This window comes from Azospirillum melinis (assembly GCF_013340935.1).
GTDB classification, from domain to species: Bacteria; Pseudomonadota; Alphaproteobacteria; order Azospirillales; family Azospirillaceae; genus Azospirillum; species Azospirillum melinis.
The window spans coordinates 30,637-56,099 of record NZ_WHOS01000021.1 but is presented as its reverse complement, the minus strand read 5'-3'; the positions used below and the strand labels follow the sequence as shown (position 1 = coordinate 56,099).

Here is a 25,463-nt window from a genome sequence, read left to right as displayed (position 1 = left end):
AAGTCCGACAGCAAGCCGGGGTAAATGTATCCGTTATCCTCAAAGCCACCGTCAAACTTTGCAACCGACCCGAATTTCGTGAGGCTTCAGGCCGCAACGAGCGCAGCGGCGAAGCTGCGGTAACTGTGCAGCGGGCGGCCCAGCAGCCCGGTCAGCCGTTCGACATCGCCGGCTTCTGGGATCATGCCGTCGCTGACGTAGCGCTCGGCCATCAGGCGCATCTCATAAGCGGTCCATTTCGGCATGAAGGAGGCCATGGTCCGCTCGAATCCGCTGGGATCGTCGCCGCCATAGACCACGGTGCGGCCCAGCAGATCGGACCAGATCGCGGCCACCTGCGGACCGGTCAGCGTGTCGGGGCCGACGAGGTTGATGATGTCTACCGGCAGTTTTCCCGGCGCCCGGTCACGACGGATCAGCTCGATGGCTGCGACCTCGGCGATGTCCCGTGCATCGACCATCGCCACGCCCTTGCTGCCGATCGGCATCGGGTAGACGCCGTGCCCGGTGATCACGTCCTTGATCATCAGTTCGTTGTCGATGAAGTAGGACGGGCGCAGGATGGTGGCGCTGAAGCCCATGCGGTCGAGCATGCGCTCGGCGCCGAACTTCACGGCAAAATGCGGCACATTCACCGCACGGTCGGCTTCGAACACCGACTGATAGACGACCCGTTCGACGCCGGCTTCCCGCGCGATGTTCAGGGTTACAAGCGCCTGGGTGAACTCGTCGCCGGTGACTGCGTTCAGCAGGAACAGGGTGCGAACGCCGCGGAAGGCGGCACGCAGGGCATCGATGTCCAGCATGTCGCCTTGGGCGACCTCCACGCCGGCGGGGAAAGCGGCTTTCGACGGGTCGCGGGTCAGCACGCGCACGTCGGCGCCGCGCTTGACCAGCTGGTCGACGACATGGCGGCCGACACGGCCGGTGGCTCCGGTCACGAGGATGGTCATGGGGTTCACTCCGCTTTGGGGTTCAGTTGACGCCCTTGACTTTACCGATCCATGTAGGGTCCGATAGGCGGTGAATTTGGACGGATCGTCTCGCTGGTGGAACGAATGGACCTGCTTGCTTTGGCCGATTTCAATCTGGTCGCCCGCCATGGCGGGTTCGGAAAGGCGGCGCGCGCGGCCGGCCGCCCAAAGGCAACCCTGTCGCGGCGCGTTGCAGAACTGGAGGCAAGCCTGGACCTTCGCCTGTTCGAGCGGGGCGCCCGGACACTCAAGCTGACTGCGGAGGGCCAAGCGCTGTTCGAGCGGACCGGCGCATTGCTGACCGAACTCGACGAGACGGCGAAGGCGATTGCATCCGGCGGCCACAGCCCCCGCGGACGGTTGCGGATCAGCGCACCGCTGCTGTTCTCGCAGACCGCCATTGGCAAACTGGCGGCCGGATTCCTGCGCAAATACCCGGAGGTCCGGCTTGAGATCGTCACGGAGGACCGCGCCGTCGACATGGTCGAGGAAGCCTATGATCTGGTCATCCGCGTCAATCCGGACCCGGACGCGGGCCTTGTCGGGCGTGTCTTCCTGCGGGACCGCCTCGTCGTGGTGGCAAGCCCGGACCTGCCGTTTTCCACCGGTAAAGACACTGTTCCGGTCGTCATCCGCGGATCGCCGGGACAAGCCGGAACCAAGCCCGGATCATGGGAGATTGCGACACCGGCGGGTCCATCGAGCATCGCGGTCGAACCGATACTCAGCCTCTCGTCCTTCGTCATGGTCCGCGATGCGGTTCGCATGGGTGTGGGGGCCGCCCGCCTGCCGCTGTCGCTCGCCAGCCCGGATCTGGCCGCTGGCAGGCTGGTGAGATGGGGCGATGTGGTCGGGTCCGAGACGGAGTTGTGGGTGCTCTACCCGACGCGACGGCTGCTCAATGCGCGCGTCTCCGCCTTCCTGGAGCATCTGAAGTCCGCGTTTCCGCAGGGAACCCCGGAAGAGCTTGCGGCCTATGTCGAGGGGTGACGGGACGGTTACCCGGATTTCGCTCCCTCGCGGTGGCGCCGCACATGGTCGATCAGGGCGCGGAGCTTGGGTGTCACCGTCCGCCGGCTCGGAAAATACAGGAAGAAGCCGGCGAAGGGCGGCAGCCAGTCGTCGAGGATCGCGACCAGGTCACCGCGCTCAAGATAGGGCTGGAACGTCTCCTCGATCCCGAAGGTGATGCCGGCGCCGGCGAGCGCCGTGCGAAGCATCAGCAGCATGTCGTTGGTGGTGATCTGCGGCTCGACCGACACGTCGAAAGCGTGTCCGTCCTTCTCGAACTCCCACCGGTAGGGGGCCGTGTCCGGTTGCGGCCGCCAGCCGATGCAGCGATGGCGGACGAGGTCGCGCGGGTGCTCCGGCGTCCCGTGGCGGGCTAGATAGCCGGGTGTCGCCACCGCGATCTGGCGTTGGTCGCCCGTCAGCGGCACCGCGATCATGTCGCGCTCGATGACCTCGCCGAGACGCACGCCCGCATCGAAGCCGGCAGCGACGATATCGAATTCCAGATCCGTCACCGTCACGTCGAGGGTGACGCCGGGATAGGCCTCGCTGAAGGAGGCGATCAGCGGCCCGGACAGGAAGCGCTCGGCAATCGAAGTGGCGGCGATCCGCAGCAGACCGCGGGGTTCCGCCGCTGAGCCGGACGCCACGTCGATCGCGCTCGCGATTTCGGCCAGCGGGGTGGAGACCTGCGTCAGGAACCGCTCTCCGGCTTCGGTCAACCGCACGCTGCGGGTGGTGCGCAGGAACAGCGCCTGTCCCAGCGCCGCCTCCAGGCGCTGGACGCCCTGGCTGACGGCCGAGCGCGTCACCCCGAGGCGGTCGGCCGCTGCACGGAAATTACCGGTTTCCGCCACCGCGGCGAACAGGGTCAGGAGGTTCAGGTCGATCTGCATTGGTTAGCTGTTCTAACCACAGCGTCCAACAATTGGCAAGTTATCTCGACAACGGTTCGGTGCCAACTTCTGGTCACGGACAGCGGCTGGGCGGCGCAGTGACCGCTGCTGACAACTGCTGCAACCATCGAGAGACAGGAAATCGTCATGACCATCGACCAAGTCGTTCTCATCACCGGTGCGTCCAGTGGCATCGGCGAGGCCACCGCGCGCATTCTCGCCGGGGCTGGCGCTACCCTGATGCTGGGGGCGCGGCGGACGGAGCGGCTCGACGCGCTCGTCCGGGAAATCCAGGCGAAGGGCGGAAAAGCTGCTGCCCGCGCCCTCGACGTGACCGACCGCGCGAGCATGGAAGGCTTCGTTGCCGAAGCCGGGGACCGCTTCGGCCGGATCGATGTCCTCGTCAACAATGCCGGCGTGATGCCGTTGTCCCCGCTCGCCTCCCTGAAGGTGGAGGAATGGGACCGGATGATCGACGTCAACATCCGCGGCGTCCTCCATGGCATCGCCGCCGTCCTGCCGGTTATGGAGGCGCAGGGAGGCGGGCATGTCGTCAACATCGGTTCGGTCGGCAGTTTCGAGGTGGTGCCGACCTCCGCCGTCTACAGCGCGACCAAATTCGCGGTGCGGGCCATCACCGATGGATTGCGGCAGGAAAGCGAGACGATCCGCACGACCTGCATCTATCCCGGCGTGACGCGCTCCGAACTCGCCGACACCATCACCGACGAGACGGCTGCTCGCGCGATGGTCGAATACCGCCGCAACGCAATCGAACCGGACGCCATCGGCCGGGCCGTGCTCTTCGCCATCGAACAGCCGCGGGATGTCGGGGTCAACGAGATCACCGTCCGTCCGGTCGCCCGCAGTTGATGGCAGGGCGCGCCGATCCGTCGGGAGTTGCCGGGGCTGTTCGCCCCGGCCGTCTGCTGCGCGTCACGCACAGGGCAGCCCCGTGAAAACGGGTGATCAACTTGACGATGCCTGCAATTTCTTCGTAAAAATTGCGTCATGAATACGTAAGAGGGAAGAAATGTCGGGCAAAGAGAAACTTTCTCTTAAACAAGCGCTTCTCATCGGCGCATGCATGTTCTTGCCGGTTCAGGCGAGTGCCGCGTCGCCATCCACGGATACGCTCGCGGCGAAGCACGCGTCTGCGAATTACAAGGAATTTGTCGAGCTTCTCGCCATTCCCAACGATGCGGTTGTTCCCGCTGACATTCAGAAGAACGTCGCATGGCTGGAGCAGGCCTTCCAGAAGCGCGGCTTCCAGGCGCGTGCGTTGGAGAACAACGGCAAGCCGATGCTGTTTGCGGAACTGCCCGGCGCCGACCCCGCCAAGAAGACCATCCTGTTCTACGCCCATCTGGACGGCCAGTCGGTTACTCCGCAGCAGTGGAAGCAGAAGAGCCCCTGGGACGCCACGCTGAAGCAGAAGACCGACAAGGGCGAGTGGGAAACGATCCCGCTGGAGAAGCTGTACGGTGAGCAGGTCGATCCGGACTGGCGGCTGTTCGCGCGGTCTTCGTCGGACGACAAGGGTCCGATCATGATGCTGCTGACGGCGTTCGACGCGCTGAAGGAGGCCGGCCAGAAGCCAAGCGTCAACGTCAAGATCATCCTAGATTCCGAAGAGGAGAAGGGCTCGCCGTCGCTCGGCGAGGTTATCCGGCAGAACGCCGAGCTGCTGAAGAATGACGCGCTGCTGGTGCTGGACGGCCCGATGCACCAGACCAATAAGCCGACGCTGGTGTTCGGCAACCGCGGCGTCGCCCAGGCGACCCTGACGGTCTTCGGCGCCAAGCAGGGCCTGCACAGCGGCCATTTCGGCAATTATTCGGCCAACCCGGCGATGCGGCTGGCGCAGCTGCTGGCATCGATGAAGGACGAGAACGGCCGGGTCACCATTCCCGGCTATTACGACTCCGTGAAGATCGGCGCGGCGGCGGAAAAGATCATGGCCGCCGTCCCCGACGACGAAGCGGCGCTGCGCAAGCGGCTGGGCATCGCGCAGGCGGAAAAGGTCGGCAAGAACTATCAGGAGGCGCTGCAATACCCATCGCTCAACGTCCGCGGCATGGCGGCGGGCGACGTGGGCGCCAAGGCGCGTACGATCATTCCGGAAAGCGCCGTCGCCGAACTCGACCTGCGCACGGTTCCGGAAACGCCGCCGGAACAGCTGATCGGCATGCTGAAGAAGCATATCGAGGCCCAGGGCTATCATCTGGTCCAGGGCAACCCGACGGACGAGGACCGGGCCAAGTACGACAAGCTGGCGTCCCTGGCTTCGGAGGAGGTTTCCGCCTCCAGTTCCGCGGCGCGGACCGACATGCAGGCGCCGGTCGGCGACTGGCTGTACCGCTCCTTCAAGGCGACCTACGGCGAGGAACCGGTGCGCATCCGCATGATGGGCGGCACCGTGCCCACCGGAGCGGCGGTCGAGGCGCTGAAGGTGCCCTTCGTCATCGTCCCGCTGGTGAATGCCGACAACAACCAGCACAGCTACGACGAAAACCTGCGCGTCGGGAATTTCGTATCGGGCGTGAAGGGCCTGATCGGACTGCTCCAGCAGCCGTTCTGATCCCCGAAGCGGCGCGCCCAGGCTTCCCGGTCCGGCGCGCCGCTTTCCGCATATGGCTCAGGTCTGGCGCGACACCTGACGGAGCCGTGCCCGACACTGTGGCGGGCTCAGCCTTCCATGGGCCGACGCGGGCAGGTCGTCAGTCGGCGGGGTTCGGCGTCGGTCACGAGGATGGTCTCGCTCACGGCAACGCCGCGCGCCGACGCGTACATGTGGAACACCTGCCCCGCTTCCAGACGGAAGTCGGCACCGGGGTGGAAGGACTGCGAGAAGTCACTCGGCCGCGGCGTGCGGGCATAGAGGCCCATGGCGTAGCCGGTCACGTTGCCGTAGTCGGCCCGCAACCCGGCGTCCAGCACCGCCGTCCGCAGCAGGGCATCGACATCGCGGGCCGCGGCACCCGGCCGCATGGCGGCGATCTGCCGGTCCTGAATCTCCGCCAGCTGCCGGAAGGTTTCCCGCGCTCCGGCCGGCGGGTCACCGACGAAGACCGGCCGCATCAGCCGGGCGCCGTAGTTGCCGACCCGCGGCGTCAGCTCGACATGCAGGATGTCGCCCGGCATCAGCGTCCGGTCGAGACCGCTGCCATGCAGGAAATCGACATGGCTTCCGCTTCCATGGCCACCCGACACCAGGATCGGCCCCGGTCCGCCGTCGTCGGCGCCGAGCCAGAGCTGCGCCGCTGCCGCCGCGGCCGCCACTTCCCGCACCGTCCGGCCGGGAGGCACATGGCCTTCCAACCCCAGCATGCACTGGTCGGCGATGGTCGCCGCCGCGGCAATGGCGTCGATCTCGTCGGCGAACTTGCAGGCGCGCAGACGGTCGCTTAGCCCCGGCAACGGGACGAAGCGGGCATCGGGGAGCCATTCGGCAAGGCGCTGCGCGGTGGCGACGGTGTGGCCGTAGGAGGCCGGATCGAAGCCGATCCGGCCGCCGGCGAGGCCACGAACCGCGAGCGCGTTCGCCACCACGCCCTGCGGGTCCTCGTGATCGTCGAAGGTCGCCACGTCGTCGAACCACACCCCGGAGCGGCAGGGGCCTGCATCGATGGAACGCAGGACGAAGCAGGGGTCGCCCTCAATCGGCACGATGACGGCGCGGTAGAGCGTTTCCGACACGGTGTAGCCACCGATCCAGGCGATCAGCTCGGCATGGTCGGCCAGGAAGGCGTCGCAGCCCCCGGCTGCCATCGCCTCGCGCAGCCGGGCCATCCGCGGAGCGAAGCGGGCGGCGATGGCTGCGGTCATTCGCGAGGCTCCACACCGCAGATCTCCAGGATGGTCAGCATGTAGACGCGGATCATGTCGAGATAGTCGTCGATGTCGACCCGCTCGTCCGGCATGGTGTTGTAGCGTCCTCCCGGACCGCAGACGACGCCCTCCATGCCGCCGGAATGCTGGAGATGGCCGGCGTCGGTGCCGTAGAAGCCGGGCGGCGTGATGGCGCCGGTCGGCTGGTCGGTGCCGCGCACCGCGCGATAGGCGCGGTTCACCGCCTGGACGATGGCGCTATCCTTTGCCACCTCGAAGGTCGGCATAGTCGGGGTGCCGCCGCGGTCCTCGGAGAAGACGCTGGCCTTCAGGCCGGGGAAGCGCGCTTCCAGCGCGTCCAGCTCGCGCCGCAGGTCGGCCAGCGCCCCGTCCTCGCTCTGGCCGGTGGCGTAGCGTGCGGACCCCTTGATCCGCACGAAGTCGGCGACCTGCGGCGAGCGCCACTCGTGCAGTTCCTTGCCCAGCGCGCCGTGGACAACGCCGACATGGACGCGGTTGATCGTCGCGTGCTCCGGCGACTTGGCGCCGGACAGGGCCAGGGCGTTCAGCCGCGGGATCAGGTCGCAGGCGGCGGCGATGGCGTCAACCGCCTCCTCGCGCTTGGACAGGTGGCGGGTGTCGCCGACCAGCTCGATGACGAAGCTCAGCGCCGCCGCGTGCATCGTCATCGCCTGGAGGTCGGTCGGCTCGCTGTTGATGAAGCAGTCGGCGCGCAGCCCCTGGTCCATCAGCGCCAGCGTGCCGACGCCGCCCTGAAGCTCGCCCACCACATAGGTCAGGATGACGTCGCCGCGCAGCTTCACCCCGGCGTCCATCAGGGTCTTCACCGCGCAGAAATAGGCGGCGTCGCCCGCCTTCATGTTGGAGCAGCCGATGCCGTAGATGAACTTGTCGTCGATCTTCCCGCCCCAGGGATCGACGGTCCAGCCCTCAGTCACCGGGTTGGTGTCGATGTGGCCGTTGAACAGCAGGCTCTTGCCGCCGCCGGTGCCGCGCCAGCGGCCGACGGCGTTGACCCGCCCGCCGGGCACCGGCGTCAGTTCCGCCTCCAGCCCCAGGGACGACATCGAGGCGGCCATGAAGCGGGCCAGCTCGCGCTCGCCCTCGGTCTGGCTGTAGCTCTTGTGCTGGACCATGCGGGCCAGGAAGGCGAGGGCCGCATCGGTGTCGAGACGGGCGAGAATCTCTGCGGTGTCCATGGGGAGTTCCTAAGGGGTCAGCCGACCGGGGTCGGCGAAGCGGCCATCAGGTCGCGCGTGTAGGGGTGGACATGGTCGGCGTCGACCGCGTCGATGGGCAGCAGGTCGACCAGCTCGCCCCGGCGCATCACGGCGATGCGGTGGGCGATCTGGCGGATCAGGTTGATGTCGTGGGTGATGAAGAGATAGGCGGCGCCGGTCTCGGCCCGCAGCGACAGCAGCAGCTCGATGATCGAGGCCTGGACCGAGACGTCGAGCGGGGCGGTGATCTCGTCGCAGATGACCAGCGAGGGCTTGGCGGCGAAGGCGCGGGCGATGGCGACGCGCTGCTTCTCTCCGCCGGAGAGCTGGTGCGGCCAGCGGGTGGCGTAGGCGGCCGGCAGGCGAACCTGCTCCAGCAGCCGGCCGATCTCGGCGGCTAGGTTTCCGGCGGGCAGGTCGGCCGGGCCGGTGCCGAACAGCTTCAGCGGGCGGGACAGGATCTCCCCCACCGTCTGGCGCGGGTTCAGCGAGCCGTCGGGATGCTGGAAGACGATCTGCACCGCGCGGCGATAGGCGCCGTCCATGTCGCGGACCGATCCGATCGGCCGGCCGTCGAAGCGGATGCCGCCGGAGAAATCGGCCAGCCCGGTCAGTGCCCGCGCGATGGAGGATTTGCCGGAGCCGGACTCGCCGACGATGCCCAGGATCTCGCCGGCCCTGATATCGAAGCCGACCGCGTGGGTCGCCGGCGGCGGGGGCGGACGGAACAGGCGCCGCCGGGCATAGCGGACCGAAACCGCCTCTGCGGCGAGCAGGACGCGGTCGCCCGGCCGGTCATGGACCAGCCGGTGCTCCGGGCGCGGCACCGCAGCCACCAGCTTGCGGGTTTCCTCGTGGGCGGGGCGGGCGAAGATCGAGGCGGCCGGCGCCTCCTCCACCAGCCGGCCCTTCTTCATCACCGCCACCCGGTCGGCGACGCGCGAGACCAGGGCGAGGTCGTGCGAGATATAGAGCGCCGCGACCCCGGTTTCGGCGCGCAGCCGGGCGAACAGGTCGAGGATGCGGGCGCCGGTGATGACGTCGAGTGCCGTGGTCGGCTCGTCGAAGACGATCAGTTCCGGCCGGCAGCCGAAGGCGGTGGCGATGAGGATGCGCTGCTTCTCGCCGCCGGAGATTTCGTGCGGATAGCGCCGCATCAGCGCCTCGGGGTCGCGCAGCTCGACATGGCCCAGCAGTTCGAGCGCCAAATCCCAGGCGGCGCGCCGGGTCAGGCCGCGGTTGTTGACCAGCGTCTCCGTCACCTGCCGGCCGATGGTCAGCGTCGGGTTCAGCGCGGTCGAGGGATCCTGGAACACCATGCCGATGCGCCGGCCGCGGATGCGGGTCAGCGCGCGCGGCGACAGGCCGCGCAGGTCGGTGTCGCCAAGCCGGATGCTGCCCGACAGTTCGCGGGCGTTCTTCGGCAGGTGCCGCATGATCGCCCAGGCCAGCGTGCTCTTGCCCGAGCCGGATTCGCCGACCAGCCCCAGCACCTCGCCGGGCGCGATGTCGAGGCTGATGTCCTGCAGGACCCGCAAAGGGCGGCTGCCGGTGAGATAGTCGAGCGTGTAGTCGCGCAATGAGAGGACTGCGGTCATCGTTCATCCCGCGGGTTCATGGCGTCGCGCAGTCCATCACCGAGCAGGTTGAAGGCGATGGCGGTCATCGCGATGGCCAGCGACGGCGCGATGATGATCCAGGGCGCCTGATGGACGTAATGGCGCGCCTCCGCCACCATCAGGCCCCATTCGGAGGCCGGCGGCTGGGCGCCGAGGCCGAGGAAGCTGAGGGTGGCGAACAGCATCACCGCGAAGGAGACGCGGATCGTCGCCTCGATCACCACCGGGGCCATCACGTTGGGCAGCATCTCGCGGAAGATGATCCAGGACGCGCTCTCGCCGCGCACCGTGGCCGACTTGACATAGTCCTGGCCGCGCACGGTCAACGCCACCGCGCGGGTGACGCGCGCCATGCCGGGGGCGAAGGTGACGGCGATGGCGATCATCGCGTTGCCGGCGCCGTTGCCGAGCGTGCTGACCAGCAGCAGGGCGAGCAGCAGGCCGGGCACCGCCATCACCGCGTCGATGGTGCGCATGATCGCCTCGTCCCAGCGCCCGCCGAGATAGGCCGACGCGGTGCCGACCACGGCGCCTGCGACGGTGCCGAGCAGGGTGGCGGCCAGCGCCATTGGCAGGGTGGAGCGGGCGCCGACCAGCAGGCGGCTCAGCACGTCGCGGCCGAACTGGTCGGCGCCGAACCAGTTCTGGGCGCCGAGCGGACGGAAGCGGCCGAGGAAGTCCATCTTCTCCGGGTCGTGGGGCGCCAGCCAGGGGCCGAACAGGCAGGCCGCGGTCAGCACCGCCAGCAGGATCAGGCCGATGGCGCCTTGCGGCGTGCGCATCAGCCGGCGCAGCAGGTCAGTCATAGCGGATCCTCTTGTCGAGGACGGCGTAGGCAACGTCGGCCAGCGTGTTGGCGACGGCGTAGGTCGCCGACATGATGAGGGCGCCGGCCTGGATCGAGGGCAGGTCGCGGGCGGTAACCGCCACCATCAACTGCCGGCCGATGCCGGGGATGGCGAAGATCTCCTCGATGACGATGATGCCGCCCAACAGATAGCCGACATCCAGCGCCACGATGGTGACCACCGGCAGCAGCGCGTTGCGCAGGGCGTGGCGGACCAGCACCGTGCGTTCCGGCAGCCCCTTCAGCCGGGCGGCGCGGATATAGTCGCTGTGCAGCACGTCGAGCGTTTCCGACCGCACCATGCGGGCGACATGCGCCACCAGGATCAGCGAGGCGGTCAGCACCGGCAGGGCCAAATGCCGCAGCGCCCCGCCAAAATCCTCCAGCGGCGAGACGTAGCCGGTGGCGGGCAGCCATTGCAGGGTGTCGGCCAGCAGCATGGCGAGCAGCGTCGCGGTGACGAATTCCGGGAAGGAGACCCCAAGATAGGAGATCAACCCGGTCGCCATGTCGGCCAGCTTGCCCTGGCGCACCGCCGCCAGCATGCCCAGCGGCACGGCGATCACCAGCATGACCAGGATGGCGGCGACGGCCAGCAGCAGCGAGCGGCCGAGCGCCGTCAGCATCTCCGGCCCCACCGGCTGGCCGGTGCGCATCGACAGGCCGAAATCGCCGGTCGCGGCGTGCCCGACCCAGCGCAGATACTGCCACCAGATCGGGTCGCCCAATCCGAGGCGCTCGCGGATCGCGTTCAGCGCCTCGGCGGTGGCGTTCTCGCCCAGCAGGGTGACGGCGGCGTCGGCGGGCAGCGCCTGGGTGATGCCGAAGACCAGCACCGACACGATGAAGACCGTGTAGAGGATCAGCGCCAGCCGCCGCAGGAGCCAGGATGCGCTCACGGCCTCAACCCCGCTTATCTGTGCGGCTTGGGGGCGCCGCCACCCCGAGCGAGACGAAGTCGAGGCGGAACACCGAGCCGCGCGGGTGCAGGTCGTAGCCCTCGACGTAATCGCGCCGCGCCGCCAGCAGGTCGAAGAAGACGGGAATGACCGACGGCACCTCGTCATGCATCAGCTGCTGCGCCTTGGCATAGAGGGCGGCGCGCTCGGTCTCGTCGGTCTTGGCCCGCGCCTCGGCGACCAGGGCGTCGAAATCCTTGTTGTTCCAGCGCGTCTCGTTCCAGGCGGCGTCGGAGGTGTAGAGCAGCGAGAAGACCGCGTCGGCGGTCGCCTGCATGTTGTAGAAGCCGACGTAGAAATTGCCCTTCTTCCACACCTGATCCAGGTAGGTGGCGTGCGGCATGGTCTGCACCTGGATGCGGAAGCCGGCGGGCTTCGCCATCTCGCGGATGGCGACCGCCAGTTCGGTACGGGTGCCCGGCTTGTCCGACGCGATCATGGTCAGGTCGACGCCATTGGGATAGCCGGCCTCGGCCAGCAGCTTCTTCGCCTGGGCGAGGTCGGCCTTGCGCAGCGGCTGCTCGCGGTAGAAGCGGTAGGCCGGGCTGATCGGCGTGTCGTTGCCGGGGGTGCCGTAGCCACCGGCGACGAAGCCCACCATCGCCTCGCGGTCGATGGACAGCGCCAGCGCCTTACGGACGCGCGGGTCGGAGAAGGGCTTCTGGTCGCAGCCCATGTTGACGTTCAGGAACTGGCCCGACGGCACGCGCAGCGCCTTGACGCCGGAGGACTTCTCCAGCCGCTGGTATTCGCCGGGGGCGGTGCCCAGCATCAGGTCGATGTCGCCGGAAATCAGCGCCGAGGCCTCGGCGGTGCGGTCGGGATAGACCAGCACCTCGACCCGGTCGAGATAGGGGCGCGCCGGGTCGTAATAGGCCGGGTTGCGCTCCACCACGATCTTGCGGTCGGGTTCGAAGGAGACCAGCTTGAACGGGCCGGTGCCGACCGCGCTGCGCGACAGGCTGTCGAGGTCGGTCTCGATCACCTTGGCCGGGACGATGCGGGCGTTGGTGTAGGCCAGCGCCACCGGCAGGTCGGCATAGGGCGAGGTCAGGCGGAACAGCACCGTCCGCTCGTCCTTGGCCGTCACCTCCTTGATCGGGCCGACATTGGTGCGGCCCGGCGAGGCGGTCTTGGGATCGAGGATGGCGGTGAAGGTCGCGACCACGTCGGCGGCGGTGCAGGGCGAGCCGTCATGGAAGGTCAGCCCCGGCCGCAGGACGAAGGTCCATTCGGTCAGAGTCTGGTCGGGCGCCCAGGATTCGGCGAGGTCAGGCTCCACCTTCATGCCGGCGGCCAGCCGCGTCAGGCCGGAATAGAGCAGCTCGGCCACCAGATATTCCGGGTTCACGCGGGTGCGCAGCGGGTGGATGACGCTGGCGGCCTGATCGACCGAGATGCGCAGCACGCCGCCGCGGCGCGCGGCGCTCTGCTGGGCGAAGGCCGGTGCCGCACCGGTCAGGCTGAAGGCGGACAGGGCGCCGAGGCCGGCGGCGGTTCCGGAGAGGAAGAGGCGGCGGGTCACGGAACTCATCGGTCGGACTCCTTCTGCGGGCCGCGGCCTGGGGTCGGCACGGCGTTCGGATCGGTGTTCTGGTCAGTGTTTTCGGGGATCATGTCGGGGGCGAAGCCGGCGGCCAGATAGGCCAGCACGCTCTGCGCCAATGCCACGATGTCGGTAACGGTGGTGTGTTCGTCGGGGGAATGGACGTTGCTCTCGGGCCGGCCGAGCCCGGTTAGCAGCACCTCCTGCATGCCGGTGCGCTGGACCCAGCCGAAGTCGGAGCAGCTTGCCGCCCCCCAGGCGCGGAATTCGTCCGGGCGGTAGCCGAAGCCGGCCGACAGCGCCGCCTGCCAGCGCGGCCAGTGCGGCCCGGTCGGATCGCCGGTGGGAGCGAGGTGGCCGACCAGCTGGATGTCCACCGCAATGTCGGGGCTGCCTGCCATCGCGCGGGCGATGGCCGTTTCGATCTCCGCCCGCGCCTCCTCATAGTCCTCTTCCGGCGCATAGCGGCGGCAGACCAGGATCTCGAACAGCGAGGGGACCTGCCCGCCGCAGATGCCGCCATGGGCGGCGGCGATGTCGAGCCGGGCGGCCAGCGGGCCGGAGGCGGTCGGTGGCGGCGGCAAGGCCGAGGTCCGTTGCGCCACCACCGGCTTGAGGTCGGTTAGCGCCTGAAGCAGCGGCAGCGCCGCCTCGATGGCGTTGACGCCGGAGCCGGAGCGGTTGCCCTCGCCGGCATGGACGGTGTGGCCGTGCAGCCGGATCTGCAGGTTGAACAGGCCGAAGCAGCCCGCCCAGATGCGCGGCGCGGCGCTGCCGTTGAAGTTCAGGACATGGCCCTCCAGCAGCCCCTGTTCGGCAAGGTACCGCACGCCGGGATAAAGCCCGCCCTCCTCGTCGGTGCAGAACAGCAGCATCGGGTCGTAGGCCAGCGGCAGGCCGCAGGCCTCGGCGGCGCGCAGAGCCAGCAGCACGGCGGCGATGGTGCCCTTCATGTCGGCGGCGCCCAGCCCGTACAGCCGGTCGCCCTCGCGGGTCAGGCGGAGCGGGTCCTTGTCCCAACCGGCGGCGGCGGGCACGGTGTCGACATGGAAATAAAGCCCGAGAACCGGCTTGCCCGTCTCGCGTTCGCCGATGAGATTGGTGCGCCGGCCGGACGCCGGCCCGCCGGGCACCCGCCACAGGGCGTCGGGAACGACGACCCGGCTGGAGCGGAAACCCAGCGGGGCGATCAGCTCATCCATCAGGTCGGCGAAGGCGTCGTAGCCGGTGCCGGGAGGAAAGGACGTGTCGACAGCGATCATACGGGCGAGATCGGCCACGGCGGGTTCCGCCGACCGCGCGATCCAGGCCATCGCCGCATCGAGGGAGTCGTCGCCGGTAGGCTGGCCGCTTCCATGCCGATTGTCCATGACAGGCTCGCTGTTTTCTATATTCTATAAAGAAATGTGACCGGCGCACAAATCTTTGTCAATCGTCAAGATTCGAGCAATTTCTGACTATTTTCGAGGCGGCAGTGAACAAAAAGACGGCAAACATGGCGGGTGACCTGCCGATCCCGCTCTACGAGCACGTCAAGCGCCGCATGGCGGAAGCCATTCTGCTGGGCGAGTGGCCGCCCGGCATGGTGCTGCCGGGCGAAGTCGCGCTGGCCGCCGATTATGGGGTTGCGGTGGGAACGATGCGCCGCGCGCTGGCCGACCTGACCGCGGACGGCATGCTGATGCGCCGGCGCAAGACCGGGACGGTGGTCACCGGGCGCACGCCGCAGCACAGTCTGCGCTTCTTCTTCCAATATTACCGCCTGCATGGCGGCGACGGCCGGCTGCTGTCGTCCGAGGCGGTGGTGACGGATATCTCACGCAGCCCGGCCACCGCCGACGAGGCCGCCCTGCTGGGCGAGGAGCCGGGCGAGCCGCTGATCCGCATCCTGCGGCTGCGGCGGGTGGACGGGCGGGCGGTGATGCGCTCCCGCATCGCGCTGGTGGCCCGCCGGGTGCCCGATTTCCCGCTGGAACCGTCACTGGTGCCGCAGCGGCTCTACCTCCACCTGCTCGACGTTCACGGCATCCGCATTTCCGCCGTGCGCGAGCGGGTCTCGGCCGGGCTCGCCACTGCCGAGGATCGCGCCGACCTTGGCGTCCCCGACCCGACGCCGCTTCTGATCATCGACGAGGAGGCGTTCGACCAGACCGGCACCCTGACCATCGTCAGCCACCACAGGACGCTGACGGACGACCACCGCTATGTGAACGAAGTGCGCTGACGGACGGGAAGCCTTGGCACCGTCGACAGCGGCCGGCCGACACTCCGCGGGGCGGGGTGCCCGACGTTTCAGATGTGCAGGTAGGTTTCCTGAATATCGGCCGCCCGGCCGAGCTCCGCGCTGGTGCCGCTCCACACCGTGCGGCCTTTCTCGATCACCGCGCAGGTGTCGGCGAGGCGCAGAACCGCCGACAGGTTCTTGTCGACCAGAAGAATGGACTGGCCTTCGCGCTTCAGCGTCTCCAGCACCGCCCAGATCTCGGCGCGGATCACCGGGGCCAGCCCTTCGGTGGCCTCGTCCAGGATCAGCAGGCGCGGGTTGGTCATCAGCGCCCGCCCGATTGCCAGCATCTGCTGCTCGCCGCCCGACAGGCGGTTGCCCAAATTGCGGCGGCGCTCGCGCAGGCGGGGGAACAGCTCCCACACCGCCTCCAGCGTCCAGCGCGCAGCCCCGGTGCCTGGGCCATTCCTACGGGCGGCGGCGGTGGCGACGAGGTTTTCCTCCACCGTCAGGGTCGGGAAAATCTGGCGGCCTTCCGGAACCAGCCCCACCCCCAGCCGTGCCACCCGGTGCGGCGGCATGCGGCCGATGCCTTGGCCGTCGAAGCTGACGCTGCCGCCCCAGCGCGGGATCAGTCCCATCACGGCGGAGATGGTCGTCGTCTTGCCCATGCCGTTGCGCCCCATCAGCGCCAGCACCTGACCGGCCTCGATGGACAGCGACACGCCGAACAGCACCTGGCTCTGGCCATAGCCCGCCGTGAGATTGTCGATCTTCAGCATCACGCCAGCGCGTCCTCTCCAAGATAGGCGGTGCGAACCTCGGGGTGGCCGCGGATCTCGTCGACCGTGCCGGTGACGATGACGCGGCCATAGACCAGGACGGAGATGCGGTCGGCCAGGGCGAACACCGCCTGCATGTCATGCTCGACCAGCAGGATGCCGTAGCGGCTGCGCAGCTCGCGCAGGATGCCGATCAGCCGCTCGGTCTCCTCCGGCCCGGCCCCGGCCAGCGGCTCGTCGAGCAGCAGCAGGCGCGGATTCATCGCGATGGCGATGGCGAGTTCGAGCTGACGCTTCTCGCCATGCGACAGGGCGGCGGCGGTGCGGTCGGCGACCCGGCCCAGTCCGACGATGTCCAGCGCCGCCCGCGCCTCGTCGTTCAGCGCCGCCTCGCCCGCCACCGGGCGCAGGAAGCGGAAGGAGGAGCCGCTGCGTGCCTGCACCGCCAGCGCCACATTCTCCAGCGCGGTGAAGCCCGGCACGATGCTGGTGATCTGGAAGCTGCGCGCCAGCCCCAACCGGGCGCGGCGCTCGAAGGGCAGGGCGGTCACATCCTGGCCGGCGAAGCGGATGGTTCCGCGGTCCGGGCGCAGGGTGCCGCTGATCTGGTGGATCAGCGTGGTCTTGCCCGCCCCATTGGGGCCGATGATCGCATGGATCTCCCCCGGCAGGACGGTCAGCGATACGTCGGAGGTCACGGTCAGCGCGCCGAAATTCTTGCTCAGGCCGTGCAGTTCCAGCAACGGATCAGGCATCGGCGTTCCTCCGCTTGGGCGAGGCGAACCGGAAGGCGGCGCGCAGGCGCAGCGGCGCGCCGACCAGCCCGTCCGGCAGGAACAGCACCGACAGCACCAACAGCGGCCCGAACACCAGCCGCCAGTAGACCAGCAGGTGCGACAGCGTTTCCTCCAGCAGCACGATGGCGAGCGCCCCCAGGATCGCGCCGCCGAGCTGGCCGACGCCGCCGAGGATGACCATGAACAGCAGTTCCCCCGACCGGGTCCAGGACAGCAGGGCAGGGGACACGAACTCCGTCGCATTGGCGAGCAGTGCGCCCGACAGGCCGCCGACCGCCCCCGCCATCGCATAGGCGACCAGACGGTAGGGGTAGGGCTGGAAACCCACCGCCAGCGCCCGCTGCGGATTCTCCCGCGCCGCCCGCAGCACCCGGCCGAAGCGGCTGCCCAGCAGCAGGGTGCCGCCCACCCACACCAGGGCCAACAGGCCCAGGCACAGGAAATGGAAGCTCAGCCGGTTGTCCAGGATCCGGCTTCCCAGCCACTCGGTGCGGGCATAGAGCGTGTAGCCGTCGTCACCGCCCAGGCTGGAAAAGGAGGAGGTGGTGAAGAAGGCCATCTGCCCGAAGGCCAGCGTGATCATGATGAAATGCACGCCGCTGGTGCGCAGCGACACCGCTCCCGTGACGAGCGCATAGGCGGCCGCCGCGGCGATGGCGGCGGGGAAGACGATCAGCCCCTCGCTGACCCCGGCGGCGTCGAAGGCGACCACGGCATAGGCACCGATCCCCATCGTCGCGGCATGGCCCAGGCTGACCAGCCCGGCACCGCCGACCAGAAGGGACAGGCTGACCGCCGCCATGCCCAGGATCATCGCGCGGGCCAGCAGGCTGAGCGCGAAGCCGTCGCCGAAGCCGAGGAAGGGGGCCGCCGCCAGCGCCAGCAGCGTGGCGAGGGCGAGGGCATGTTTGCGGAGGGTTTTGCGGAACGGGGCCGTCATGCCGAACGTCCCCCCGGGAAAAGCCCGGCAGGACGGAAGAACAGGATGGCGGCCATGACGATGTAGACCAGCATGGAGGCCAGCGCCGCCCCGGTCTGCCGGGCCGACGACGGGTCGAGCACCAGCCGCAGCAGGTCCGGCAGCATCGCCCGCCCCACGCTGTCGAGCAGCCCGACCAGCAATGCTGCGATGAAGGCGCCGCGGATGGAGCCGACGCCGCCGATGACGATCACCACGAAGCACAGGATCAGTACGGTGTCGCCCATGCCCGGCGCCACCGGGAAGATCGGGCTGGCCAGCGCCCCGGCGAAGCCCGCCAGCATCGCGCCGAAGGCGAAGACGATTGTGAACAGGCGGCGGATGTCCACCCCCAGCGCCGACACCATGGCGGGATGGGTCGCCCCCGCCCGCACCAGCATGCCGGCCCGCGTCCGCTCCACCAGGAACCACAGCAGCAGGGGCACCAAGATGCCGACGCCGATGATGACCAGCCGGTAGGTCGGGTAGATCAGTCCGGCGACGATCTCCACCCCGCCCATCGGGCCGCCGGTCAGCCCGGACGGCTCCAGCACGGTCTGCGGGGCGCTGCCCCACAGTGCCCGCGTCGCCTCATCCACCGTCAGGATCACGCCGAAGGTGGCGAGCACCTGGCTCAGATGGTCGCGGCGGTAGAGATGGCGGAACACCAGCCATTCCAGCGCCAGCCCGACCAGCAGAGCCACCGGCAGAGCCAGCAGCGCCCCCAGCCAGAAGCTGCCGGTCCATACCCCCAGCGTGGCGGCGACATAGGCCCCCAGCATGTATTGTACGCCATGGGCCAGATTGATCAGATCCATGACGCCGAACACCAGACTGAGCCCGGCCGCCACCAGGAACAACAGCACCCCGAATTGCAGGCCGTTGAGGGCCTGCACCAGAAGCATGGACATCGCGAAAGCCCCCCGTCAGCCCGTCCCGCCCGTCATCCCATCTTGCAGGAGGCGGCGTAGCCGTCGGCATCGGCGCTCAGCACCTTGCGCACGGTTTCCGTCTGGAACTTGCCGTCGGCGCGCTTGGCGACCTTGCACAGCCAGAAATCCTGGATCGGGAAATGGTTGGGCCCCAGACGCAGCGCGCCCCGCACCGACGGGAAGTCGCCGGCCTCCAGCGCCGTCCGCAGCGCCGCCTTGTTGGCGACGTCGCCGCCTGTCCGGCGGATCGCCGCGTCCAGCATGTGGGCGGCGTCATAGGCATGGGCGGCGAAGTTCGACGGGACATAGCCGTAGGCCGCCTCGAACTCCTGCACGAAGCGGCGGCTCTGCGGGGTGTCGAAATTGGGCGCCCAGGTGGCGGCGGTGTAGAAATCGAGAGCCGACTCGCCCTGGGCCGGCAGGGTCGATTCGTCCACGGTGAAGGTGGACAGGAAGGGAATGTTGGCGAGCCCGGCCTGCCGGTACTGCCGCACCAGATTGACGCCCAGCGCGCCCGGCATGAAGGTGAAGATGGCGTCCGGCTTGGCGGCGGCGATCTTGGTGACTTCGGTCGAGAAGTCGAGCTGGCTCAGCGGCACATAGATCTCGTCCACCACCTCGCCCTTGTAGCGGCTGCGGAAGCCGGCCACCGCGTCCTTGCCGGCCTGATAGTTCGGTACCAGGATGAACACGCGCTTGTAGCCCAGATCCTGCGCCGCCTGCCCCATGGTCGCGTGCGGCTGGTCGTTCTGGTAGGCGCTGCTGAACAGGAAGGGGCTGCATCCCTTGCCGGCGAGGGTGGAGGGGCCGGCGTTGGCGGTGATCAGGAAGGTGTTGCTCTCCGTCACCGGGCGGACGATGGCCTGCAGCATGTTGCTGAACACGACGCCGACTACGAAATCGACCTTGTCGCGCTCCAGTGCGGCGCGGACCTTGGACACCGCCACATCGGGCTTCAGCTCGTCGTCGATCACCAGCGTCTCGACCGCCCGGCCGCCGAGCTGGTTGTTCAGCCGCGTCACCCCCGCCAGCCAGCCGTCGCGCAGATGCGTGCCCAGCGCCGCCCCCGGACCGGACAGCGTACCGACGAACGCCACCTTCACCGCTTGGTTCTGCGCCCGCGCGATGGACGGCGCGAACGCGAATCCCCCGGTGGCGGCGACGGTTGCGGCTGATGCGGTCGTGGTGAGAAAGCTGCGACGGTTCATTGGTGGATTTCCCTGTTCTTGATGTGTCGGAAGCATACCCTCGCAGTCCGGCTTTTGGCATCCGTGTCTGTGCGGTGCGCCGGTTGTCCGTGGTGAGGGGCGAACTGTCCAGATCCGAAATCCGGTTCTTCCGAACCGGACCGGACTGTCTGGAGGGACGCCTGATGGCGGCGTTGGCCTGATTTCGGGGGGCGGATGCTTCGCCCCGGCCAGTGCGCCTTCATGCCGACACTGAAGAGAACGCGGTGGGAATCCGTTCCAATTGTCCCTTGACGGAAGGGACAGCGGATTGGGAGGCTACCGTCCGGCCTCCTCCGCCAGAACGGGGCGGGCTCCGATCTGGTTCATCCAGCCGAACCAGTCTTCGAGATGCCAGGTATGGGTCAGCTTGCCGTCGGCGATGCGGTGGAATTCATGGATCGCCACCCGGAAGGGCCGGCCGGTCGGCGCGATCCCGAACCAGTCGCCGCTGTGCGTTCCGGTCATCACCGCCCGCACGGCGGCACGGCCGGGCGCGCCAATGATGTCCAGGACCTCGATTTTGGTGTCGGGGAACGCGGCGAGAAATCCGCGGATCAGCGGCTTCATCCCCTCGCGGCCTGGCTGCTGGCCGGGATTGAGGGGAATGTCCTGCCAATCCTCGGTCACCGCCTCGTCGAGAAGGTCCGGGTTGCCTTCGCTGAAGGCGCGGTAGAGCGTCTCGACGGCGCGGAGTTCCTGCGGCGTGAGCCCGGTTCCGGTCACTGTGTCGTCCTTCGGTGCCATGGGGCTTTTCCTTTCGGAGATGCGATGAGGAGACGCTACCCGATGGTCGGACATGCTTGAAATCGATCCTCGATATATGAAAACATCCATGGCATGGATTTACATGGCATCGACCTGAACCTGCTCGTCGCCTTCGATGCCCTGATGGCCGAGCGCAGCGTCACGCGGGCCGGGACTCGCATCGGCCGCACCCAACCGGCCATGAGCGCCGCGCTTGCCCGTCTGCGTGGGTTGCTGAAGGACGAACTGTTCGTCCGCGGGCCGAATGGGCTGCAGCCGACCCCGCTGGCGCTCGATCTGGCTCAACCGATCGGCCGGGCCCTGACCGAACTCCAGCAGGCACTGGCGTTCACGCAGAGCTTCGACCCGTCGACCTCGACCGCCAGCTTTACCCTGGGCCTGTCGGACCACCCAACCTTTGCCCTGCTGCCGGCCCTGCTGGAAATCCTGCGCGAACAGGCGCCGGGCGTCACCCTGCGCATCCGCAACTTCATCGCACGGGACGATGCCATCGGCATGCTGGATTCCGGCGAGGTCGACCTGACGGTTGGTGTGCCGCCGACCTCCACCGGCAGGATTCTCAGCAGGAACCTGTTCGAGGAGCGCTTCGTCTGCGTCGTCCGCAGGGGGCATCCGACCGTGCGCCCACCGCTCGAACTGAACGGCTTCCTGGAGCAGTCGCACCTTCTGGTGTCGCCTGAGAATGAGAGTTACGGGGTGGTCGATGCGGCCCTGGCCAAGCAGGGATTGAAGCGCCGGCTGGCCCTGACGCTGCCGCAACTCTATGCCGCCCCGGCCCTGGTGGCGCAAACGGACCTGATCGCCACCCTGATGGAAGGCGTGGTCGCGGCCTCAGGCCATGCGGAGCGGCTTTGCATCATGCCGGTCCCGCTCGACCTTCCGCCGATCCTCTTCGCCCTCTCCTGGCATCGCCGCAACGACGTCCACCCGGCACAGCGGTGGTTCCGCGACCTGCTGGCGTCGGTTCCGCACCGTGCCGGACTTCGTCCCCCTGCCAAGATGGCTATCTGATGGGACGGTGAGCCTGTTCAGCGAGGCCGGTTCAAGTGCCCGCCGCTTCCGTCTTGAGCAGGCTGACGATGGCATCTGCGATCATCCGCTTGTGCCGGGTGCGCGTGTCGGTGGCGGCGAGATTCTGATGAAAGATCAGGTTGAAGGTGTGGCGGTTCGACACCCGGAAGAAACAGAAGGCGCTGATCATCAGATGCAAATCGATGGGCTGGATGTCGGCCTTGAACACACCCGCCGCCCGGCCGCGTTCCAGAATGCGGGCCAGCGTGTCGATGACCGTGATGTTCAGATTGGCGATGGCCTTGGACTTCTTCATGTGTTCGGCGCGGTGGATGTTCTCGATGCTGACCAGCCGGATGAAGTCCTCGTGCTGTTCCTGATAGTCGAAGGTGAAGTCGATCAGGGCGCGGATCGCCGCCTCAGGGTCCAGATTCTGGAGGTTCAGCCGGTTCTCGATGGCGCGGATGTCGCCATAGACCTTCTCCAGAACGGCAAGATACAGCTCCTCCTTGCCGCCGAAGTAATAGTAGATCATGCGCTTGGTGGTGCGGGTGCGTGCGGCGATGGCATCGACCCGGCCGCCGCTGAAGCCCAGCGAGGCGAACTCCTCCGTCGCCACCTCAAGGATGTCCTGGCGGGTGCCTTCCGGATCGTTCTTGCGGCTCGGCTTGGCTTTTGGAGTTGTTCCGGTCGCGTCGTCCGCCGTCATGCCCTGTTCCATTTTCATGCGGCGCAACGCGCCTTCAACGGAGGTAATGGACGAACAGGATAAAAAGCTCAATGCCGGAGTGGTGGAGCGTGCGGACACGCTCCACCTTCGAACTCGTCGGTCAGTTCGACGCGCGCTTCTTTTCGATGGTCGCATAGGCCTGGGTGACCAGTGCATCGCCGATCTCGGCCTTGTACTTGTCGACCACCGGCTTGACCTTCTCGCGAATCTTGGCGAGTTCGTCGGCTGGCAGTTCGTCGATGGTCATGCCCTTCGCCTTCAGCGACGCCAGCGCATCGGCCTCCTGCTCGCGCGACAGCTTGCGCTGGAAGACGGTGGCTTCGGCCGCAGCGCTCTGGAACAGGGCCTTTTCGTCGGAATTCAGCGTGTCCCAGAACTTCTTGGAGATGATCAGCGACTGCGGATTGTAGATGTGTCGCGTGATCGTCATGTATTTCTGGACTTCGTTGAACTTGGTCAGTTCGATGGTCTTGGCCGGATTCTCCTGCCCGTCGACGGTGCCGGTCTCAAGCGCGCTGTAGAGTTCGGGGAAGGCCAGCGGCACCGGGTTGGCGCCCAGCGCCTTGAAGATGTCGATGTAGATCGGCGTCTGGATGACACGGATTTTCAGGCCGGCGATGTCGGCGGCGGTCTTCACCGGCCGGCGGTTGTTGGTCAGGTTGCGGAAACCGAGGTCCCAGAAGCCGAGCCCGACCAAGCCCTTTTCCGGCAGCTTCGCCATCAGCTGCTCGCCCACCGGACCGTCCAGCAGGGCGTCGGCCTCGGACGCGCTGTTGAACAGGAAGGGCAGGTCGACCAGCGCGAATTCCTTGGCCTGGGATACCAGGATGCCAGCATTCATCACCGACATCTCGACGATGCCGCCCTGCATCGCCGAAACGGTCTGCACGTCGCCGCCCAGCGTGCCGCCGGGGAACAGCTTCACCTTGATCTTGCCGCCGCTCTTCGCCTCGACGATGTCGGCGAATTTCTGCGCGCCCTGACCCTGGGGGTGCTCCTTGACGTTCTGGAAGGCGAATTTGACCGAACGGTCCTTGTATTCCGCGGCGGCGGCGGCACCGGCGAACAGCAGGCCGGGCAGCAGCAGGCCGGCGAGCAGGGACTTCATGTGTGTCTTCATTGGGTTTCCTCCGGGTTTTTTCTTGCAGAGCGGGATCAGTGGCTGAGCCAGGCCGCCGGAACCATCACCAGCGACGGGAACAGGGTGAGCAGGAAGAGGACGAACAACTGGACCAGCATGAAGGGCCAGACGCCACGGATGACGCCCTCCATGCTGACCTTCGACACGCCGCAGACCACGTTCAGCACGGTGCCGACGGGCGGGGTGATCAGGCCGATGGCGTTGTTGATGATGAACAGCACGCCGAAATAGACGGGATCGATGCCGGCCTGCTTGCACACCGGAACCAGGATCGGCGTCAGGATCAGGATGGTCGGCGTCATGTCCATCGCGGTGCCGATCGCCACCACCAGCGCCATCATCGCCAGCAGCAGCAGGGTCTGGTTGCCCATCAGCGGCTCCAGCAGATCGGTCACCATCCCCGGCAGGTTGGCGACGGTGATCAGCCAGGACGACACCAGCGCCGCCGCGACCAGGAACATGACGACGCTGGTCGTCTTCGCCGCCCCCAGCAGGGCCGGGTAGATGTCGGCAACCGACATCTCGCGATAGACGCAGACGGCGACGAACAGCGAATAGACGGCGGCGACCACCGCGGCCTCGGTCGGGGTGAAGACGCCGAACTTCAGCCCGACGATGATGATCACCGGCAGCATCAGCGCCCACACGCCCTCGCGCAGGATCGCCAGAATCTCGTGCAACGAACGGCGGGGTGGAGGGGCGAGATTCTCCTTGCGCGACACGTACCACCAGGCGCCGCACAGGCCGACGGCCAGCAGGATGCCGGGGAAGATGCCGGCCAGGAACAGCTTGGTGACCGAGACGTTGCCGGCGACGCCGTAGATGACGAAGCCGATGGAGGGCGGGATGATCGGCGCGATGATGGCACTGGCGGAGACCAGACCGGCCGACCGGTTGCGGTCATGGCCGGCCGCCACCATCATCGGCACCAGCAGGGTGGCGAGTGCGGCCGCATCCGCCACGGCGGAGCCGGACAGGCTGGCCATCACCGTCGCCGCCAGAATGGTGACGTAGCCGAGCCCACCGCGGATATGGCCGACCATCGCCATGGCGAGGTTGACGATGCGCTTGGCAAGGCCACCCGTGTTCATGATCTCACCGGCCAGCATGAAGAAGGGCACGGCCATCAGGGGAAAGCTGTCGGCACCGTTGATCAGGTTCTGCGCCACGATCTGCGCGTCGAACAGGTCGAGCTGGATCATCAGCGCCACGCCGCACAGCAGCAGCGCATAGGCGATGGGCATGCCGATGGCCATGGCACCCAGCAGGGAGCCGAGGAAGATGGTGATGGTCATGGTCCGGCGTCCTCAGCGGCTGGAGGCGGTGCGGGATGGCAGCGGCGACGCCTCCGCCCGGTTAATGCTCTGGTGCGTGCGGTGGCCGCCGGTGTGGGCGCCATGGGCGGTGGCCTCCGGCAGATCCTCCGATTCAGAGACCATCACGAGGTCGTCGTCGGAGATCTTTCCGGTCAGCAGCAAATACATCTCATGCAGCAGGATGGCGCCGGTCGACAGGCCGAATACCACGCCGATGCCGTAGAGCAGACCCATCGACAGGCCGGTGGCCGGTGCCTGCGCGCTCCAATTGATGAGGGTCTGGGTCCAGCTTCCCTGCAGCACCAGCCAGGTGACCCACAGCATCAGGCCGCAGCTGAGCACCGCGCAGGCCATCCTGCCGCTCCGTGGCAGCCGCGCCACCAGTGCATCGACGCCGAGGTGAGCCCGTTCGCGCAGCCCCAGGATGGCGCCGAGGAAGCACATCCAAACGAAGAGCAGGCGCGACATCTCCTCCGAAACGGTGATGCCGCTGTTGAAGGCGTAGCGCAGAACGACGTTGCCGAACACCAGCACCACCATGCCGGCCATGCACAGCGCCATCAGGATCTTGATGAGGGTGAAATAGGCCTCGACCAGCTGTCTCATGCGGTCCTCCCGGTGCCGGCGCCCCGCCGGCTTATCTCTATTCGATTG

The 25,463-nt window shown here is 67.7% G+C and carries 24 protein-coding genes; 5 read left to right on the top strand and 19 right to left on the bottom strand.

Translation table 11 applies throughout. The annotated features are described in order from the left end of the window. Nucleotides 1–86: 86 nt before the first annotated feature. Nucleotides 87–953: an SDR family oxidoreductase gene (locus tag GBZ48_RS17280; RefSeq protein ID WP_174472133.1), complete on the bottom strand. Its 867-nt coding sequence runs from the start codon at nucleotides 951–953 to the stop codon at nucleotides 87–89. Nucleotides 954–1,058: 105 nt separating this feature from the next. On the opposite strand from GBZ48_RS17280, the gene GBZ48_RS17275 reads away from it, so the two are divergent. Continuing rightward, entirely contained in the window at nucleotides 1,059–1,964 is a 906-nt protein-coding gene (locus GBZ48_RS17275; protein WP_174472132.1) for a LysR family transcriptional regulator, read from the top strand. 8 nt (nucleotides 1,965–1,972) lie between these two features. On the opposite strand, the gene GBZ48_RS17270 is transcribed toward GBZ48_RS17275, so the two are convergent. Next, a complete protein-coding gene (locus GBZ48_RS17270; protein ID WP_174472131.1) occupies nucleotides 1,973–2,881 on the bottom strand; it encodes a LysR family transcriptional regulator in 909 nt (302 codons plus the stop codon). A gap of 147 nt (nucleotides 2,882–3,028) precedes the next feature. Here GBZ48_RS17270 and GBZ48_RS17265 point away from each other — a divergent pair, with 147 nt between their 5' ends. Then, nucleotides 3,029–3,754 (top strand): SDR family oxidoreductase, encoded by a 726-nt coding sequence (locus GBZ48_RS17265; protein ID WP_174472130.1) that lies wholly within the window; start codon nucleotides 3,029–3,031, stop codon nucleotides 3,752–3,754. Nucleotides 3,755–3,968: 214 nt separating this feature from the next. Further along, a complete protein-coding gene (locus tag GBZ48_RS17260; protein WP_209798417.1) occupies nucleotides 3,969–5,462 on the top strand; it encodes a M20/M25/M40 family metallo-hydrolase in 1,494 nt (497 codons plus the stop codon). A 107-nt stretch (nucleotides 5,463–5,569) separates the two neighbouring features. Here GBZ48_RS17260 and GBZ48_RS17255 read toward each other — a convergent pair whose 3' ends face one another. The 7 genes from GBZ48_RS17255 to GBZ48_RS17225 are packed head-to-tail and all read right to left on the bottom strand — an operon-like array spanning nucleotide 5,570 to nucleotide 14,294. Then, a complete protein-coding gene (locus GBZ48_RS17255; protein WP_174472128.1) occupies nucleotides 5,570–6,709 on the bottom strand; it encodes a M24 family metallopeptidase in 1,140 nt (379 codons plus the stop codon). Then, nucleotides 6,706–7,932: a M20 family metallopeptidase gene (locus GBZ48_RS17250; RefSeq protein WP_174472127.1), complete on the bottom strand. Its 1,227-nt coding sequence runs from the start codon at nucleotides 7,930–7,932 to the stop codon at nucleotides 6,706–6,708. The genes GBZ48_RS17255 and GBZ48_RS17250 overlap by 4 nt, the downstream gene beginning before the upstream one ends. Before the next feature lie 17 nt (nucleotides 7,933–7,949). Next, on the bottom strand, nucleotides 7,950–9,551 hold the full coding sequence (locus tag GBZ48_RS17245) for an ATP-binding cassette domain-containing protein (protein ID WP_174472126.1): 1,602 nt from the start codon (nucleotides 9,549–9,551) through the stop codon (nucleotides 7,950–7,952). Next, entirely contained in the window at nucleotides 9,548–10,378 is an 831-nt protein-coding gene (locus tag GBZ48_RS17240) for an ABC transporter permease (RefSeq protein ID WP_174472125.1), read from the bottom strand. Before GBZ48_RS17240 ends, GBZ48_RS17245 begins: the two co-directional genes overlap by 4 nt. Continuing rightward, nucleotides 10,371–11,318 carry an ABC transporter permease subunit gene (locus GBZ48_RS17235; RefSeq protein WP_174472124.1) on the bottom strand — a complete coding sequence of 316 codons (948 nt, stop codon included), beginning with the start codon at nucleotides 11,316–11,318 and terminating at the stop codon, nucleotides 10,371–10,373. Before GBZ48_RS17235 ends, GBZ48_RS17240 begins: the two co-directional genes overlap by 8 nt. A 4-nt stretch (nucleotides 11,319–11,322) precedes the next feature. Then, nucleotides 11,323–12,912: an ABC transporter substrate-binding protein gene (locus GBZ48_RS17230; RefSeq protein ID WP_174472123.1), complete on the bottom strand. Its 1,590-nt coding sequence runs from the start codon at nucleotides 12,910–12,912 to the stop codon at nucleotides 11,323–11,325. After that, nucleotides 12,909–14,294 (bottom strand): M20 family metallopeptidase, encoded by a 1,386-nt coding sequence (locus GBZ48_RS17225; protein ID WP_174472122.1) that lies wholly within the window; start codon nucleotides 14,292–14,294, stop codon nucleotides 12,909–12,911. Before GBZ48_RS17225 ends, GBZ48_RS17230 begins: the two co-directional genes overlap by 4 nt. A gap of 125 nt (nucleotides 14,295–14,419) precedes the next feature. Here GBZ48_RS17225 and GBZ48_RS17220 point away from each other — a divergent pair, with 125 nt between their 5' ends. Then, nucleotides 14,420–15,148, top strand: a complete 729-nt coding sequence (locus GBZ48_RS17220) for a GntR family transcriptional regulator (RefSeq protein ID WP_174472121.1) — start codon at nucleotides 14,420–14,422, stop codon at nucleotides 15,146–15,148. Between the two features lie 68 nt (nucleotides 15,149–15,216). Here GBZ48_RS17220 and GBZ48_RS17215 read toward each other — a convergent pair whose 3' ends face one another. The 6 genes from GBZ48_RS17215 to GBZ48_RS17190 all read right to left on the bottom strand — a co-directional run bounded on the left by GBZ48_RS17215 (nucleotide 15,217) and on the right by GBZ48_RS17190 (nucleotide 20,590). Next, on the bottom strand, nucleotides 15,217–15,930 hold the full coding sequence (locus tag GBZ48_RS17215) for an ABC transporter ATP-binding protein (protein ID WP_174472120.1): 714 nt from the start codon (nucleotides 15,928–15,930) through the stop codon (nucleotides 15,217–15,219). Next, nucleotides 15,930–16,685, bottom strand: a complete 756-nt coding sequence (locus tag GBZ48_RS17210) for an ABC transporter ATP-binding protein (protein ID WP_174472119.1) — start codon at nucleotides 16,683–16,685, stop codon at nucleotides 15,930–15,932. Before GBZ48_RS17210 ends, GBZ48_RS17215 begins: the two co-directional genes overlap by 1 nt. Continuing rightward, nucleotides 16,678–17,667 (bottom strand): branched-chain amino acid ABC transporter permease, encoded by a 990-nt coding sequence (locus tag GBZ48_RS17205; protein ID WP_174472118.1) that lies wholly within the window; start codon nucleotides 17,665–17,667, stop codon nucleotides 16,678–16,680. Before GBZ48_RS17205 ends, GBZ48_RS17210 begins: the two co-directional genes overlap by 8 nt. Further along, entirely contained in the window at nucleotides 17,664–18,596 is a 933-nt protein-coding gene (locus tag GBZ48_RS17200; protein WP_174472117.1) for a branched-chain amino acid ABC transporter permease, read from the bottom strand. The genes GBZ48_RS17205 and GBZ48_RS17200 overlap by 4 nt, the downstream gene beginning before the upstream one ends. Nucleotides 18,597–18,628: 32 nt before the next feature. Continuing rightward, nucleotides 18,629–19,825: an ABC transporter substrate-binding protein gene (locus tag GBZ48_RS17195; protein ID WP_174472116.1), complete on the bottom strand. Its 1,197-nt coding sequence runs from the start codon at nucleotides 19,823–19,825 to the stop codon at nucleotides 18,629–18,631. A gap of 297 nt (nucleotides 19,826–20,122) precedes the next feature. Further along, nucleotides 20,123–20,590, bottom strand: coding sequence for an ester cyclase (locus tag GBZ48_RS17190; RefSeq protein ID WP_174472115.1), 468 nt, complete (start codon nucleotides 20,588–20,590; stop codon nucleotides 20,123–20,125). Nucleotides 20,591–20,683: 93 nt separating this feature from the next. On the opposite strand from GBZ48_RS17190, the gene GBZ48_RS17185 reads away from it, so the two are divergent. Beyond that, nucleotides 20,684–21,622, top strand: a complete 939-nt coding sequence (locus GBZ48_RS17185) for a LysR family transcriptional regulator (protein ID WP_174472114.1) — start codon at nucleotides 20,684–20,686, stop codon at nucleotides 21,620–21,622. Nucleotides 21,623–21,653: 31 nt separating this feature from the next. On the opposite strand, the gene GBZ48_RS17180 is transcribed toward GBZ48_RS17185, so the two are convergent. From GBZ48_RS17180 to GBZ48_RS17165, 4 genes are all read right to left on the bottom strand, one after another. Continuing rightward, nucleotides 21,654–22,349 (bottom strand): TetR/AcrR family transcriptional regulator, encoded by a 696-nt coding sequence (locus GBZ48_RS17180; RefSeq protein ID WP_246307259.1) that lies wholly within the window; start codon nucleotides 22,347–22,349, stop codon nucleotides 21,654–21,656. Nucleotides 22,350–22,452: 103 nt separating this feature from the next. Then, the gene (locus GBZ48_RS17175) at nucleotides 22,453–23,472 is read right to left on the bottom strand and encodes a TRAP transporter substrate-binding protein (RefSeq protein WP_174472113.1); all 1,020 of its coding nucleotides are present in this window, start codon (nucleotides 23,470–23,472) and stop codon (nucleotides 22,453–22,455) included. A gap of 35 nt (nucleotides 23,473–23,507) precedes the next feature. Continuing rightward, nucleotides 23,508–24,788 (bottom strand): TRAP transporter large permease subunit, encoded by a 1,281-nt coding sequence (locus GBZ48_RS17170; protein WP_174472112.1) that lies wholly within the window; start codon nucleotides 24,786–24,788, stop codon nucleotides 23,508–23,510. 12 nt (nucleotides 24,789–24,800) lie between these two features. After that, a complete protein-coding gene (locus tag GBZ48_RS17165) occupies nucleotides 24,801–25,415 on the bottom strand; it encodes a TRAP transporter small permease (RefSeq protein WP_174472111.1) in 615 nt (204 codons plus the stop codon). Between the last annotated feature and the right edge of the window lie 48 nt (nucleotides 25,416–25,463).